This is a genomic window from Chryseobacterium angstadtii, from assembly GCF_001045465.1.
Classification (GTDB): domain Bacteria; phylum Bacteroidota; class Bacteroidia; order Flavobacteriales; family Weeksellaceae; genus Chryseobacterium; species Chryseobacterium angstadtii.
On the sequence record NZ_LFND01000004.1, the window covers coordinates 150,627 to 166,710 of the forward strand.

General features: G+C 38.7%; 15 protein-coding genes. 9 read left to right on the top strand and 6 right to left on the bottom strand.

What is annotated here, in order from left to right; genetic code table 11:
* The 7 genes from ACM46_RS14055 to nhaA all read left to right on the top strand — a co-directional run bounded on the left by ACM46_RS14055 (position 1) and on the right by nhaA (position 9,566).
* The gene (locus ACM46_RS14055) at positions 1–369 is read left to right on the top strand and encodes a response regulator transcription factor (protein ID WP_048507309.1); all 369 of its coding nucleotides are present in this window, start codon (positions 1–3) and stop codon (positions 367–369) included.
* A gap of 165 nt (positions 370–534) precedes the next feature.
* Positions 535–2,421 (top strand): AMP-binding protein, encoded by a 1,887-nt coding sequence (locus tag ACM46_RS14060; RefSeq protein WP_048507310.1) that lies wholly within the window; start codon positions 535–537, stop codon positions 2,419–2,421.
* A gap of 16 nt (positions 2,422–2,437) precedes the next feature.
* The gene (gene acs, locus ACM46_RS14065) at positions 2,438–4,393 is read left to right on the top strand and encodes an acetate--CoA ligase (RefSeq protein ID WP_277619857.1); all 1,956 of its coding nucleotides are present in this window, start codon (positions 2,438–2,440) and stop codon (positions 4,391–4,393) included.
* 177 nt (positions 4,394–4,570) lie between these two features.
* Entirely contained in the window at positions 4,571–5,524 is a 954-nt protein-coding gene (locus ACM46_RS14070) for a hypothetical protein (RefSeq protein ID WP_048507312.1), read from the top strand.
* 175 nt (positions 5,525–5,699) lie between these two features.
* Positions 5,700–6,065, top strand: a complete 366-nt coding sequence (locus ACM46_RS14075) for a hypothetical protein (RefSeq protein WP_048507313.1) — start codon at positions 5,700–5,702, stop codon at positions 6,063–6,065.
* Between the two features lie 109 nt (positions 6,066–6,174).
* A complete protein-coding gene (locus ACM46_RS14080) occupies positions 6,175–8,385 on the top strand; it encodes a RelA/SpoT family protein (RefSeq protein WP_048507314.1) in 2,211 nt (736 codons plus the stop codon).
* A 2-nt stretch (positions 8,386–8,387) separates the two neighbouring features.
* Positions 8,388–9,566, top strand: a complete 1,179-nt coding sequence (gene nhaA / locus ACM46_RS14085) for a Na+/H+ antiporter NhaA (RefSeq protein WP_048507315.1) — start codon at positions 8,388–8,390, stop codon at positions 9,564–9,566.
* Here nhaA and ACM46_RS14090 read toward each other — a convergent pair.
* A complete protein-coding gene (locus ACM46_RS14090) occupies positions 9,563–10,576 on the bottom strand; it encodes a YihY/virulence factor BrkB family protein (protein WP_048507316.1) in 1,014 nt (337 codons plus the stop codon). The two genes, nhaA and ACM46_RS14090, sit on opposite strands and share 4 nt — an antisense overlap.
* A 346-nt stretch (positions 10,577–10,922) precedes the next feature.
* Between ACM46_RS14090 and ACM46_RS14095 the strand changes: the two genes are divergently transcribed.
* Positions 10,923–11,396 carry a 23S rRNA (pseudouridine(1915)-N(3))-methyltransferase RlmH gene (locus ACM46_RS14095; protein WP_048507317.1) on the top strand — a complete coding sequence of 158 codons (474 nt, stop codon included), beginning with the start codon at positions 10,923–10,925 and terminating at the stop codon, positions 11,394–11,396.
* Here the strand turns inward: ACM46_RS14095 and ACM46_RS14100 are convergent.
* From ACM46_RS14100 to ACM46_RS14115, 4 genes are read right to left on the bottom strand one after another with little or no spacing between them, the layout of a single operon-like run.
* Entirely contained in the window at positions 11,393–11,848 is a 456-nt protein-coding gene (locus ACM46_RS14100; RefSeq protein ID WP_048507318.1) for a tRNA (cytidine(34)-2'-O)-methyltransferase, read from the bottom strand. The genes ACM46_RS14095 and ACM46_RS14100 overlap by 4 nt on opposite strands.
* Positions 11,849–11,902: 54 nt before the next feature.
* Positions 11,903–12,718, bottom strand: coding sequence for a tetratricopeptide repeat protein (locus ACM46_RS14105; protein WP_048507319.1), 816 nt, complete (start codon positions 12,716–12,718; stop codon positions 11,903–11,905).
* Complete coding sequence (locus ACM46_RS14110) at positions 12,715–13,281, bottom strand: phosphatase PAP2 family protein (protein WP_048507320.1); 567 nt, start codon at positions 13,279–13,281, stop codon at positions 12,715–12,717. The genes ACM46_RS14105 and ACM46_RS14110 overlap by 4 nt, the downstream gene beginning before the upstream one ends.
* 3 nt (positions 13,282–13,284) lie before the next feature.
* Positions 13,285–13,620 (bottom strand): Sec-independent protein translocase subunit TatA/TatB, encoded by a 336-nt coding sequence (locus ACM46_RS14115; RefSeq protein WP_048507321.1) that lies wholly within the window; start codon positions 13,618–13,620, stop codon positions 13,285–13,287.
* 519 nt (positions 13,621–14,139) lie between these two features.
* On the opposite strand from ACM46_RS14115, the gene ACM46_RS14120 reads away from it, so the two are divergent.
* Complete coding sequence (locus tag ACM46_RS14120; RefSeq protein WP_048507322.1) at positions 14,140–15,084, top strand: hypothetical protein; 945 nt, start codon at positions 14,140–14,142, stop codon at positions 15,082–15,084.
* 314 nt (positions 15,085–15,398) lie between these two features.
* On the opposite strand, the gene ACM46_RS14125 is transcribed toward ACM46_RS14120, so the two are convergent.
* Positions 15,399–16,055 (bottom strand): hypothetical protein, encoded by a 657-nt coding sequence (locus tag ACM46_RS14125; RefSeq protein ID WP_241486018.1) that lies wholly within the window; start codon positions 16,053–16,055, stop codon positions 15,399–15,401.
* Between the last annotated feature and the right edge of the window lie 29 nt (positions 16,056–16,084).

Here is a 16,084-nt window from a genome sequence, read left to right on the forward strand (position 1 = left end):
ATGAGAAAGATCATTATTGCCGATGACGAGCACAAGATATTAATGTCACTGGAATACAGTTTTAAGAAAAACAACTACGACGTTTACATCGCAAGAGACGGAACAGAAGTCCTCGATTTTCTGAAAAACATGGTTCCCGATGTAATCCTACTCGATATTATGATGCCCAATCTGGACGGATACAGTACGTTGGAAGCCATAAAAAAAGATGAAAAACTGCAAGACACCAAAGTCATTTTCCTGAGTGCGAAAAACAATCCAAAAGATATTGAAAAAGGCCTGAAAATGGGGGCTGACGCGTATGTAACCAAGCCTTATTCTATTAAGAAGCTGATGCAGCAGATTGAGGAGATGTTTGGGGAAGACTAGGAGGACAAAGAATTGAGAATTGAGAATTGAGAACCAAGATGCAAGAATCAAGAGCCAAGATGTCAGACTTTAGATTTTAGATGCGAGACTTACGACCGGTATATTTGGAATTTGAGTAAAGGAGCCTCTTCGCAATAAACAAAAACATGAAACGCAAAAATTAACATGGACGCTGATATTTTATTTAAACAAAGCATAGAAGACAAGGAAAATTTCTGGAAAAAGCAGGCGGGAGAAATTCAATGGTTTAAGTTTCCGGAACAGATTCTTTCTACAGATGAAAATAATTACCCGCAATGGTATTCAGACGGAAAGCTGAATATATGCTACCTATGCATTGATAAACACATAGAAGACGGTTTTGGAGACCAACCCGCTATCATTTACGATTCTCCCGTTACAGGCCAGAAAAAAACATATACTTTCAATCAGGCTAAAGAAGAGATTTCAAAATTTGCCGGAGGGCTGGCGTCGCTGGGATTAAAAAAAGGAGATACAGCGGTGATCTACATGCCCATGATCCCACAGACTCTTTTTGCCATGCTCGCCTGTGCAAGAATCGGTATGATTCACAATGTGGTTTTCGGAGGTTTTGCGCCTCATGAATTAGTGGTGAGAATTGATGACTGTAAGCCTAAAGCCTTAATCACAGCAACAGCAGGTATAGAAATCGCAAGAAGAATTCCTTATTTGCCGCTGGTGGAAAAAGCCATTGAACTGGCACAGGACAAAGTAGATCATATTATCGTTTACAACAGAAAACTGGTAGACAATCAGCATGAAATGTTTGACGGTCTCACCGATTACGAAGAGCTGGTTCAGAAATCTGAGCCCGCAGACTGTATTTCTGTAGAATCTACCCACCCTCTATACCTTCTCTACACTTCAGGAACTACAGGAAAACCAAAAGGAATTGCAAGGGATACCGGAGGATATGCAACAGCGCTGAAATTTTCCATGAAATACGTTTACGGTGTTGAACCCGGGGAAACTTATTGGGCAGCCTCTGATTTCGGATGGGCTGTAGGCCACAGCTTCAGTGTTTACGGACCTTTAATCAACCGCAACACAACGGTTATTTTTGAAGGAAAACCTATCATGACACCCGATGCAGGTACATTCTGGAGAATTATTTCGGAATATAAAGTTTCAACCATGTTTACAGCGCCTACCGCCATCAGAGCCATCAAAAAAGAAGATCCGAATGGTGAGCTGGTTAAAAAATATGACTTGTCCCATTTTAAAAAACAGTTTCTGGCCGGTGAAAGATGTGATGTTGCTACTTTGGACTGGTTTGCAGAACATATCGGAGTTCCCGCCATTGATCATTGGTGGCAGACAGAATCCGGCTGGCCTATGCTCGGTTTAATGACATTCGATGATCAATACAAAATCAAAAGAGCTTCAGCAGGAAAACCTGTTCCGGGCTACGATATTAAAATTTTTGACGAAAACGGATATGAACTTGATGCGCATCAGGAAGGTTACTTAATCATCAAACTACCACTTCCTCCGGGAGCACTTCTTGGGATCTGGAATGATTATGAGCGCTTTCACAGCAGCTATCTGTCCCAATACAAAGGCTATTATTTTTCAGGAGACGGAGCCATTCAGGATGAAGACGGTTATATTTTCATCACAGGAAGAGTGGATGACGTGATTAACGTAGCGGGGCACAGGCTTTCCACCTCGGAAATGGAAGAAATTGTCTCTTCTCATCCGGACGTTGCAGAATGCGCCGTTGTAGGAATTGATGATGATCTCAAAGGCCAGATTCCTTTTGCCACAGTGGTACTGAAAAACGGCTCTGCTATTACCGAAGAAGATATTGAAAAAGATATTATCAGAATGGTTCGCGAGAAAATTGGTGCAGTTGCTTTTTTAAAAAACGCAATGGTTGTCAAACGCTTACCTAAAACCCGTTCCGGAAAGATTCTGAGGAAACTGATCAGGACATTACTGGATGGTAAAGATTTCCAGATTCCATCCACGATAGATGATGAAAAAATCATTGAAGAAATTCAGGAAAAAATCAATGAATATAGGGCCTAAGCCATAAATTAAACATATATTTAATACTAATAAAAATTCAAATTTCAAAAAACGAAGGGATATGAGAAATTACTTAATTGAAGATCTGCCACACTATTTTGAAGAGTATAAAAAGTCTATTAAAAACCCTAAAAAATTCTGGGATAAAATAGCTGATCAAAATTTTGTGTGGTACCAAAGATGGAGCAAGGTGGTTAAGTATGATATGAATGAAGCTAAAATTACCTGGTTTAAAAACGCTAAATTAAATATCACTAAAAACTGTATCGACAGGCATCTTGCCGTAAGAGGCGAGAAAACCGCGATTATCTGGGAACCCAACGACCCTAAAGAAGAAGCACAGCATATTTCCTACAACGATCTGTACACCCGCGTGAATAAAACAGCCAATGTTCTCCGCGAAATGGGCATCGAAAAAGGAGACAGAGTATGCATTTACCTCCCTATGATCCCGGAACTGGCCATCACCATGCTTGCCTGCGCAAAATTAGGAGCCGTACACTCTGTGATTTTTGCCGGATTTTCCGCTTCTGCTGTAGCTTCAAGAGTGAATGACTGTCATGCTAAAATGATCATCACTTCAGACGGCAGCTACAGAGGAAATAAGGTTCTGGACCTGAAAAGCATTGTTGATGAAGCTCTGGAAAAGACACCCAGCGTAGAATCTGTACTGGTTGTGAAAAGAACACACAACGAGATCAAAATGAAGGAAGGCAGGGATTACTGGATGGCTGATCTGTATGAAAAAGCCTCCGCTGACTTCGTTACCGTGATTATGGATGCCGAAGACCCACTTTTCATCCTGTATACTTCAGGATCTACCGGAAAACCGAAAGGAATGCTTCATACGTGTGCCGGATATATGGTGTACACGGCTTATACGTTTAAAAATGTCTTTAACTATAAAGAAAATGATATCTATTGGTGTACGGCAGATATCGGATGGATTACCGGGCATTCGTACATTTTATACGGACCGCTGCTTAACGGCGCCACTACCGTTATTTTCGAAGGAGTTCCTACCTATCCTGAACCGGACCGTTTCTGGGAAGTGATTGAAAAACATAAAATTACTCAGTTTTATACGGCTCCTACCGCTATCCGTTCATTGGCTAAAGAAAGCACAGAATGGGTAGATAAGCATGATCTCAGCACATTAAAAGTTATCGGATCCGTAGGAGAACCCATCAACGAAGAGGCATGGCACTGGTTCAATGATCATGTTGGAAAGAAGAAGTGTCCGGTTGTTGATACCTGGTGGCAGACAGAAACAGGAGGAATTATGATTTCCCCTCTTCCTTTTGTAACTCCAACCAAACCGACCTATGCTACCCTTCCTCTTCCGGGAATCCAACCTGTTTTGATGGATGATAAACGCAATGAAATTACCGGAAACCAGGTGACCGGAAATCTCTGCATCCGTTTTCCATGGCCTGGAATCGCAAGAACAATCTGGGGAGACCATCAGCGATATAAGGAAACATATTTCTCAGCATTTCCGGGAAAGTATTTCACGGGCGACGGTGCACTGAGAGATGAGGTAGGTTATTACAGAATTACCGGCCGTGTAGACGATGTTATTATTGTTTCGGGGCATAATTTAGGAACCGCTCCTATTGAAGACAGTATCAATGAACATCCGGCTGTGGCGGAATCTGCCATTGTAGGTTATCCGCACGACATCAAAGGAAACGCCCTATACGGCTTTGTGATCCTGAAAGAAACCGGAGAGGGCCGTGATAAAGAAAACCTTAAAAAAGAGATCAATCAGCTGATTTCAGATCAGATAGGACCTATTGCCAAGCTGGACAAGATTCAGTTTGTTTCCGGGCTTCCAAAAACACGTTCCGGGAAAATTATGCGTAGAATCCTCAGAAAAATTGCGGAAGGAGATTTCAGCAACTTCGGAGATATTTCCACTTTATTAAATCCTGAAATTGTTGAGGAAATTAAAAACGAAAGAATCAGTTAAGTAAATTGATTTAGAAACTATAAAATAAATGCGCAGAGGTTTTCTGCGCATTTATTATTTTTAAAAGCAATAAAAAACACATTTGAGCTATTTTAAACAGGTGTAAAACATTTTATTTAATCTTAAAATTCTAGAAAAAAGTAAAAGAACTGATTAAAAGTATTATTTTTGAAAACCATGAAACATTTCCTGTCAATAGCCATTATAGCCATGCTATCTTCCTGCAGTAAAGAGAGAGAAAACGAAAAAAAAATTTCAACAATTTTCGAAGCTCATCCCTGTTATCAAAACTTCACCATCAATGACAGTTTACCTCCAAAAATGCATTTTTCAGAGAATCCTGCCTTTAAAGAAAAAATAAAAAAGGAAAATATCCTGCCTTTTTATGTGTCAGATCTGAATCATGATGGTAAAGATGATTATGTTATCAATATTAAAGAAAAAGAAGAGCACAAGGGAAAAGATATTGCCATCAGTGCTTTTCCTCTCAACCTATGTAATAATCTGGGAAATATTGCTATCGCTCTTAGTCAGAAAACAGGCAAATACAAAATATTTAATCCTTACAAGGATCTGAATGAAGACCCTATTGCTATAAAACTTTCTCCGGATGGAAAATCTATTCACGTTATAAAAGTAAAATACGATCCATCCAGAAATTATGATTTGGTGAATTTCTATACCACCGATGTTTTAACGATTAAAAATGATGTTGCAACGGAATATATAAAAGCGCCGGAAAAACATAAAATTAACAATGTAAGAATAGAACTTGAAGGAAAATTCGTCATGACATTGGATTTTAAGGAGAAAAAAATGTATCTCGATGACACCTGGCTTAATAATCTGGATGCCGGAAAGACCTATTTTAAGAAAATATCACAAGAAGACGAAGATCAGCTTCAGATGCTTTTGAATACTATGGATTTTACCCATATCGATAACTCAGACAATACTCCCATCAAAAATATCGGCAATTACTTTCTGGATATTAATTATGATGCTGATCAAAATAAAGAAATCTGGAATTATGGTAAAAACGGCGGCTTACGGACCATGAATTTTTACGACCAGATCCTTCTTTATCTGTATCAGTTTGGCTGGACAGAGCTTGAGTATATGAATGATTAAGGAAAACAGGCTTTATTTAAATATTATTAATTTCAAACACGCGTTCAATAGACATTCCTAAACATTTTAACATTATATTATAGATGAAATAATAAATATTAAATTTTATTAAAATTAACCTAATAATATTAAAAAATATTTATTATCTTTAAGTACAATTTTAAAACTATTGCTTATGTCAAATATATTAGCTGGATTATTTGCACATCACAGCGATTACAAAAAGCTTGAAGCCGATCTGGAGAATTCAGGATTTGAAACTTCAGATTACATAGTATATCTCAATAACGACTCTGATACTTCCCAGTACCTTGCGAGTGTTGCGGTAAAAGATAATAACCAAACTGACGGCGTCCGGAATATTTTCAGCCAAAATTCAGTATTGAAAACCTATTTATTCGAGAACATGGGTATTGGGCAGGCCAATTATGATCATATCAAAAGATTTATCGACGCCCGAAACAGAGCCGAAATCCATAACAGCCCCGATGTGAAAATAAAGGCATCAAGCAGTGGCATAGATTCAGAAGTGAAATTCTGACAAAAAATAAAATCTAATAACCGGAAATCCGCAGAGCGTTCTGCGGATTTTTATATGTGAAAAGTTTAAAAAATTTCGTATTTTCGTTTAAATATAGGCATTAGCACAAATGAGTTACGATTTAGAACAGGAAAATAAAGAGATCTTAGCCCGATATAAAGATCTGATTTCGAATACATACAGAACTCTGGACGAGGAAAATAACAAGCTCATCCGGAAGGCATTTGATATTGCATTGGATGCCCATAAGGATCAAAGGAGAAAATCCGGTGAACCTTATATTTACCACCCCATTGCCGTTGCTAAAATTGTGGCTACCGAAATAGGTTTGGGAGCTACTTCTATTGCCTGTGCCCTGCTGCATGATGTGGTAGAGGATTCGGATTATACATATGAGGATCTGAAAAAAATATTTGGCGAAAAAATCGCCAGTATTGTGAACGGGCTCACCAAGATCTCCATCATGAATCATCAGAATATTTCTGTACAGTCTGAGAACTACAGAAAACTGCTGCTGACTTTATCTGAAGATTTCAGGGTAATCCTGATCAAAATTGCAGACCGTCTTCACAATATGCGAACGCTGGAAAGCATGGCTCCGGACAAACAGAAAAAAATTGCTTCGGAAACGGTTTATATTTACGCTCCTATGGCACACCGTCTGGGTTTGTACAACATCAAATCTGAACTTGAAGATCTTTCTTTAAAATACAACAATCCGGAAGTTTACAATGAGATCACGGAGAAGTTGGAATCTGCCAAAGAAAACCGTGAAAGATATATTGAGGAGTTTAAAACTGAGGTTTCGGAGAGATTAAAAGAAGAAGGTTTAAATTTCAATATCAAAGGCCGCGCAAAAGCCATTTCTTCTATTTACAGAAAAATGCTGAAGCAGGGTGTTCCTTTTGAGGAGGTCTTCGACAATTACGCGATACGAATCATTTACAAATCAGATGCAAAAAACGAAAAATTTCTTGCCTGGAAAATCTATTCTATCGTAACGGATGTGTATCACAGTAATCCTTCAAGAATGAGAGACTGGATTACGCAGCCCCGTTCCACAGGATACGAAAGTCTCCATTTAACCGTTTTGGGACCGGATAAAAAATGGATTGAAGTACAGATCCGTTCGGAGAGAATGAATGAGATTGCAGAAAAAGGGGTTGCTGCCCATTACAAATATAAGGAAGGCTACAAACAGAGTTCCGATGACCGGAATTTTGAAAAGTGGGTCACCGAGATCCGCGAAGTTCTTGAACAGCAGCAGGATCTTTCTACTTCAGAGCTTTTGGATAACATCAAACTCAATTTATATGCTAAGGAAGTATTTGTATTTACTCCGAAAGGGGAAATCAAGATTCTTCCTACCAATGCTACAGCCCTGGATTTTGCTTTTGCCGTTCACTCAGATCTTGGAATGAAATGTCTTGGAGCTAAGATTAATGGAAAACTGGTTCCTATTTCTTATGTTCTTCAAAACGGTGACCAGATAGATATTCTGTCTTCACAAAACCAGAAACCCAAGTCGGACTGGCTGGAATTTGTAGTCACTTCCAAAGCAAAATCCAAGATCAAAAGCTACCTGAATTCCCAGAAAAACCAACTGGTGGAAGACGGCAAAGAAATTCTTCAGAGAAAGCTGCGCCATGCGAAGATCAACTTCAATGATGAAGAAATCAATAAGCTTCAGAAGTTCTTCAATTTAAAAACGTCTCAGGAGCTGTTTCTTAAATTCCAGAGCAACGAACTGGATGTAAGCAGTTTAAGGAAATATATTGAAAGTAAAAACGTATTCAACAATTTACTTTCCAGATTCAGAAAATCGCCTTCGAAGAATGTTCATTTTGAGGAACCGAAAGAGCAAAATCTAGATATGATTGTCTTCGGGAAAGACGAAGAAAAGCTGAATTACAGCTATGCTAAATGCTGTACCGTAATTCCCGGTGATAAAATTTTCGGATTTATTACCATTTCAGACGGTATCAAAGTCCATAGTGACAACTGCCCTAACGCCATCAATCTGAGAGCTCAGTACGACTACCGTGTGATTCCGGCCAAATGGGTGAATGCAGAAAGCTTTAAGAACAGAGTGAAGATCGAGATTGAAGGTCTGGACAGAATGGGAATGATCAATGATATCACCACCGTCATCAGCGGAAGTATGGGAATGGATATGAAAAGTATGTCCATAGAATCCAACAACGGTGTATTTATGGGTAACATCAATCTTGAAGTTAAGAACAAAGGGCAACTGGAAGAAACATTTAAAAAACTTAAAAATATTGACGGCGTCTCAAGAGTGAGACGATTACAATCATAGGCATGAATTTATCTTTATACTTTAAAAAATTTTTCAAAAGCAATCAGTCATCAGGAATTATACTTATTTTTTGTGTGCTGATTTCATTATTAATCGCTAATTCGTCTGCCGGAGAAGGTTTTCAGCACTTTTTAGATCAGGAAGTCGGAATTCATTTATTCCACCTTACTTATCCTGTCAGCATTTGGATCAATGACGGGCTGATGGCCGTTTTCTTCCTTCTGGTCGGGCTTGAAATCAAGCGTGAAATGGTGGAAGGCGAACTGTCTTCTTTTAAAAATGCATCACTGCCTATTTTTGCAGCTGTCGGAGGAATGCTGGTTCCTGCCATCATTTATACCTTTTTCAACTCCGGAACGGAATACAGCAGCGGCTGGGGAATTCCTATGGCTACGGATATTGCTTTCTCACTGGCCATTATTTCAATGCTGGGAAAAAGAATCCCCAATTCAATCAAAATATTTCTGGCAGCACTCGCTATTGTAGATGACCTTGGAGCTATTCTGGTGATTGCTATTTTTTATACGGAACAAATTCACTGGACTTATCTATTGTTGTCTTTCGGGACGGCTGCCTTGTTGTTTTTACTGAATTTTTTAAAGGTTACCCGTCTTATTTTCTATATTATTCCCGGGTTATTTTTATGGTATTTCCTGCATCATTCAGGAATTCATGCTACGATAGCAGGTGTTTTACTGGCCTTCTCCATTCCTACCAATGCCTCAAATGTAGAAATTTCTCCTCTTGAAAAACTGGAGCATCAGCTTCATTTTCCGGTGAGTTTTCTGATTATGCCGATATTTGCTTTAACGAATACCAATATTGCATTTACCAGTGAAATGGTGGCCGGAGTAACCAGTACTTTAGGGTTGGGAATTATCTGCGGACTGGTATTAGGAAAGCTTGTCGGGATCAACCTGTTTTCTCTTATTGCCATAAAACTGAAACTCAGCTCTCTGCCGCAAAACAGTAACTGGCTTCAGATGGTGGGAGTAGGTTTGCTGGCGGGAATAGGATTTACGATGTCTATTTTTATTGCTCTGCTTTCGTTCAAGGATGATATTGCTATTCAGGATGAGGCTAAATTTGCTATTCTTATTGCTTCGTTTTTAGCAGCCGTTTTAGGTTTTGTCATACTGAGCGTGAGTTCAAAGCAAGACATGAATGCTGAGGAAAATTAATCTTTCTTTTTTTCTTCCAGCTTTCTTCTGTGCTCTTCATCGCTTTCCAGATTCGGTTCTGTAACGTCTGCATGATAGTTAACGGCCTCTTTTTGAAGTTCATCGGACAACAGTTTCTCTATTCTGAGTTTTCTCAATGCCATATTCAGCTCGTTTCCAAACAGCAGAAGGTATACATTAACGTTCACCCAAACCATTAGCAGAATCATACTTCCGATGGAGCCGTAAAGAACGTTATACCGGGCAATATCTTTCACATAAATAGCGAAGATAAAAGTAGTCAGAACAAACAGAACCGTTGTTAAAATAGCTCCGGGAACAGCCTGCCTGAACCTTGCGATTTTCACAGTCCCCAGCCAGTAAAAAAGAGTCAGAAGAATAAAATAGAAAAGTGGAAAAGATACAAACCCGATGATCTTCGAAAGGTTGTTCACCAGCCACGAAATATCATAAGCCGGTGTAAAAAGCTTCATAACAACTTCCACGTAATATACGCCGAAAAGCGCCAGAAAAACGATGGTGATAAAGCCTATGGTGATAAAAAAGGAGAGAATGAATTCCTTTACGTCCGTAAGTTTTTCGTCTGAATTTTCGTTAAATCCATTAATCAAAGAAAATGTTCCGTTGGTGGCAAATACCAATGCCAATACAATGGTAAGATTACTGATTCCCTTCATATTGGGGATGATATTGGTTTCTATATAGCCTCTCACATCACCTTCCATATTAGAAGGGAACACATTGTGCATCAGAACTTCAAAAATATAGAACTGAAGCTTGTCATAATGGGGCATATAAGGCAGCACAGAAAGCAAAAACAGAAGAAAAGGAAATAAACTGATGGTAAAGCTCCACGAAATGGCGGCCGCTTTTCGTCCGATATTCCCTTTGAAAATCCCGGAAATATAGATCTGAAACATCTGCCAGAGCGATATTCCCAAAACAGGAATATGGATACCGTCAAAAAACTCTTGAATCTTTATGATAAATCTGGGAACTTTTATACTCATCTATTTGGTGTATTTCACTTAAAAACAACTCTGTTCAGCCCTGTAAACAGTGAATTTTTTGCTGTTTTAAATAAGTCTTTATACAAATATAAACATTTTCCCTATCCTTACTCCCATCCCGGATGATGTAAAAAATAACAAATAGTTAACAGATCTATATTTCTCCTTTTAATCACGGACAGAAAAAGACACAAAACAGAAAGATTTAAAAGTGAAATGATGAAAACATTAAAAATGATCAAAATATCATGTATTTCTCTTTTTATGTTCCCATCTTGGGTTCGTCTTTCCTACTCTATTTTTCAGTATAAAAAATGGTATCTTTGCGTTTTGAAACCCTCTATACATGCGAATCAGCTTACTTTGTATCGGAAAAACAGACGACAGGGAAATTACCTCCCTGATCAACTATTATCTGACAAGACTTCCCAAGCACTGGAACTTTGACATCACAGAAATTCCTGATGTAAAAAATGCCAAAAATCTTTCTCCGGAACTTCTGAAGAAAGAGGAATCTAAGCTGTTTCTGAGCCATATCGACAAAAATGATCTGGTTGTGATTCTTGATGAAAAGGGAAAACAATTTACCAGCCGTGAATTTTCTCAAAAAATTGATGCCTGGATGAATTCGTCAGTGAAGAAAATTCATATCCTGATTGGAGGAGCTTACGGTTTTTCCGAAGAAATCTACACGCGTGCGAATGAAAAGATGTCTCTGTCTAAAATGACATTCACCCATCAGATGATCCGTCTTTTTATCGTGGAACAGCTTTACCGTGCCGATCAGATTCTACAGGGAAAACCTTATCACAACGACTAAACCTTTAATGAGATCTGTCTTTTGGCTTCACCCACTACAAAAGCCACAGAATTGGCAATATTAAAACTCCGGATCAGCTTTGACATAGGAATAGTTAAGTGGTTTTCGAAACGATCCAGTATATCTTTACTCAGACCAACGCTTTCCTTACCAAAAACCAGCCAGTCGCCGTCCTGGAAATCATTCTCAAGATAAGATTTTTCAGCATGTGAACTCATCAGGAAAACCCGTGACGGATCGGGAATATTTTGTATCCATTCTTCTACATTTGCATATTCGGTAACGTCAAGATGTACCCAATAATCCAGGCCGGAGCGTTTCAGGTTTTTATCATTAATAACAAATCCAAACGGATGAACCAGGTGCAGTCTGCTTTCCGTGCCTACACACAATCGGCCGATATTCCCTGTATTATTAGGTATTTCAGGTTCTACAAGAACAATATTCAACATCTATCTCTCTTTCTTTATTGATTTTGACAGGAAAAGGTTTGTCTTGAAGTACAACTACTTTTTCACTGTACATTTAGTGTAATAATTGGCCAGAATTGCTTTTTCATAGCCCAAGTTCACCGCTCTGTCGAGATTTTCACAGGCTTCCTTCGGTTTTGCCGTATCGAATAAAACCAATGCTTTAGTCACATAAGACTGGGCAAATTTCGGATCTATGGAAATCGCTTTATTGACGTCGGTAAGGGCTTCTTTGGTCTTTTTCATTTTGACATACACATCTGCTCTTCCGTTATAAAGAAGAGATTCCGGTTTTTCGGAAATAAGCTGATTGTAGTCTTTTAAAGCTCCGTCCAGATCACCGCTGTTTTTCTTCAAATTGGCCAATCCTGTTTTGGCGTAAATATTATCGGGAGCAAAGGTCAGGATCTGTTTGAGATCATTCAGTGCGAGATCTTGTTTCCCCTGACTGTCATAGATTTTTGAACGGGTAAGGTAAAATTCCGGATTCTCTACATCAATGCTAAGGCCTTTGGAAATATATTCAAGAGCTTTGGCTTTATTTCCTTTCTGGCTGTTTAAAGATGCAAGATTGGCATATACCGGGGCAGACAAAGGATTGGCTTTCAAAGCATTTTCGTAAGATTTCAAAGCCAATGCAGTCTTTCCAAGCCGTCTTTGGGCAGTTCCCAGATTATTATAATATTCGGATTGGAATTTCTGGATCTGCTCTTTTTCCGCAAGTTTGGCGTATTGTTCTTCAGCACATTTATAGTCTGCTTTTTTAAAACATTCTTCGGCTGTTTTCTTATCCTGTGCGTAAAGACTGAATGAGGAGCATGTTAATGCTGTGAGTAATAAAAATTTTTTCATGAGGTTATCGTTTGCTTGTTGATGACTTTTTTGGCGAGTAATCCAAATACCACTCCCAATAAAGATCCAACAAACGCCCCCACCAAAATATCTATCGGGAAATGCACTCCTAAATATATCCGGCTATAAGAAACTACTATAGCCCACACAAATATAGCATATGGAAACCAATTGAGCTTCTTTTTTAATAAAATACTTAAATAGGATGCCAGAAAGAAAGTATTGGACGCATGAGCAGAATAAAACCCATACTGCCCGCCGCACTTCACGATCCTCATGTAATGCTCCAGGCTGGGATCATGACAAGGTCTCAGTCTGGCCACTCCAAATTTGAAAACACTCGCCAGCTGATCTGAAACGGTAGCTCCCAGTGCAATAAATATAAGGATAAAAACTAAAGATTTTAGTTTGAAATTTTTGTATAAAAAATAAAGAAATATAATGTAAAGCGGTACCCAGATCCAGGTACTGGAAATCAGCATCCAAAACTGGTCGAAGGAAGTATCGCCCAAATTATTAAGGTATAGAAAAACCTTCTTGTCTTCCTGAATTATCTCCTCCATAAATTATCTGCTTACCGGCCCTTCGTAGGTATCATCATCGGCAGGCTTTAGTTTTGGAGGTTCATTATTGGCTAAAGGTTCCTTTATGATATCTTTTTCAATATCCTTCATGGGATTGAAATCTTTTGCAGCATCTTTCACCTTCTCAATCTCACGTTTGATCTCAGAAACCGGGTTGTCGGTTTCTTTCATGATCTCAGTTTTAATATCTTCCACTGCACCACGCATTTTTCTAACGCCTGCCCCTAAGTCACGCGCTATCTGAGGAAGTTTATCCGGACCGAACAATACGACAATCGCTACCGCGATGAGTGCCATTTCTCCAATGCTTAATTCCATGGGGTAAAATTACGAAAGTTTAGACAGTTATTTTACCGTAAACTAAAATTTTAAACAAATTTTAAGATTTTGGAGATGAGGTGCGGGTTTCGGGGGGGAGAGTTTGAGGGTTTGAGGGGATTAAAATAGATGAAGCTTAGGATGATTATATTGGATCTTGGGTGATGAAAAGCAGGGGTGTGGTGGCTTCGAGGGCCTCAGCCACCACTACTACTGTATAACATCTAATACCTGGTATATTACATTACAAAAGGCTGCCATCTGGTGGCTGAGGTCCTCGAAGCCACCATCCCTAACATCTTATATCTTATACCTTAATTTCCCACTCTTATCATTCACAATTCACCCAAGTTATCAAGCTGACGATCAGTATCTGAAATCTGACATCTGTTATCTTGATTCTTGATTCCCCCTTAACCTCCCCACAACTTTCAGTTAACAAAAATTTAATTCAAATAATCGGGAGTTATTATAAATTTAAGTATATTTAGGACACACAAAAAACAATATCTATTTACTATGAAAAAACTTGTTACTACTTTTAAGCTTTTTGCCGTCATATCGGTATTAACGCTTAGTGCCTGCCAGGATGAGAGCAGCAACATGGTGCAGGAAACTGCTTCTGCCAAAGTATCCTCTGCAGATTTGAAAAAGGAAATCACTCCGGGATCGAAAACTGTTCCTGAAAATGTTCAGCTTCAGATCAATGATTCTAAAAAGAATCTGGAAAAGTATCTGAACAATGATCTTCAGATTACAGGAATGAATGTTTTAGGGAAACTTTCAACTCAAAAAGGTCTTGAAATTTCCCAGGAATTAGTTTCAAATAGAGAGCAATTTACGGCAGAAGGAAATATTCTTGCTCCGGAAACTGTAAAAGTGGGTAAAATCGGTGGATTATTTTCAGGAGACCAACTGGCTGAGGCTCAAAAGGGGCTTAAAGAAGCTGCTGCTGAACAGATCAAAACCGGAACCGATGTTCTTGAAATTTCATGGAATTACAAAGGAGAACAGTTTACATCACTTTGTTTTTATAACGATTCAGGAATTATCTGGGACAATGTATTTGCAGGACTTGTTATGATGGACGCAAGAGGAAACACAGAAGTTTCTCCTACTGATGCACAGGCTAAGGTAGCTTCAAAATGGTTTAAGGAATGGTGGACAGCGAACTGGCTATGGGGTTCTAAGAGAGGAGAAATCGGGTATCAGATCACTATTTACTATACAGGATCTACTGTTTCTAACGTGGATGTAAGTGACTGGGGAAATATCAGCCTCGGAAAAGCGAAAAGCGAGAGTAAAGTTCTAAAAAGAACAGGAGCTTACGGACAGTGCCGATATGCACTTGGTCTTTGTACTCCAACAGGTTCTTTAAGCTTTAATTCAAGCAATTTCACCGTATCTTTTTCAGGATTGGGAAGCAATATCGTAAGCAACGGTACCAAATCTCTTTATCCTTAAAAATTTTAAACACATTATTATACTTTCAATAAAAGATGGGGAAGCTTTAAGGGCTTCCCTATTCTGTTTATCCTCATTATTAATCCTTATTATTTCTATTATATGATTCATCCTCTAATTTCTATCTTCTACTGGATTGCTGCCTGTCTTCTGGCTCTCTTCCATTTCATTCTGTAATGAATCGCTGTAATTTTCATTGCCGGATCTTACCTTAATTTGCTTCAATTTCTTTATTGGAGAAACAGATATCACCTGCTTTTCATTGAAAATAGCTTTAGAATTAAATGATTCTATAAAGTAAGAATAATATATTTTTAATTGAATAATGTGGTCGCAGCAAACACTCCATAATTTTCCTTGCTTTCTTTAAATGGTCCGTAACGGTCAAAGTTCGCGCCGGCACCAAAAGTGATGGTTTTATAAGTCAGCCCCATTCTAAGCATAAGATAGCTACGGGCATGCATCCCATCCTGCAGGGTTTCCGAGTACAGTCCCTGAACTCTTGAATAGATACTCCATTTCTCACTGATCTTAGGTTTGTATTCCATCAAAACAAGACCTTCGGCAATACTGCTTTGGGAAAAGCCGATAAATCTGGGATTTACAATCAGTAAAAAGTCATAAAAATTCAAAGAATACAGCACTCCTGCAGTGGGTCTGAGCCCTGTTACCGGGGTATAATGTGAACCTCCGATAAGCCGGAAATTTTTAATAATCTCAAAGGTAAGGTTCGCCTGAATCATGGCATCTTTGGAATTGTCTTCGGACCATTTTGAGGAGATATTTGCTACACTGAAAAAGCCCAGTCTTTTACTTCCTTCAAACCTTTTATTTACAGTCATTTGAGAAGCGAATCCGTTGTTTCCTGCTAAAGCTTCAAAAAAAACAGGCGGGTTGGGTTTTTGGTCATTATTCTGGGCACTCAACAGCACAGGAACCAACAATGCTGTAAAAAAGATCGTTTTTTTCATATTTTAACCGTCATCAATTATAATTTCAA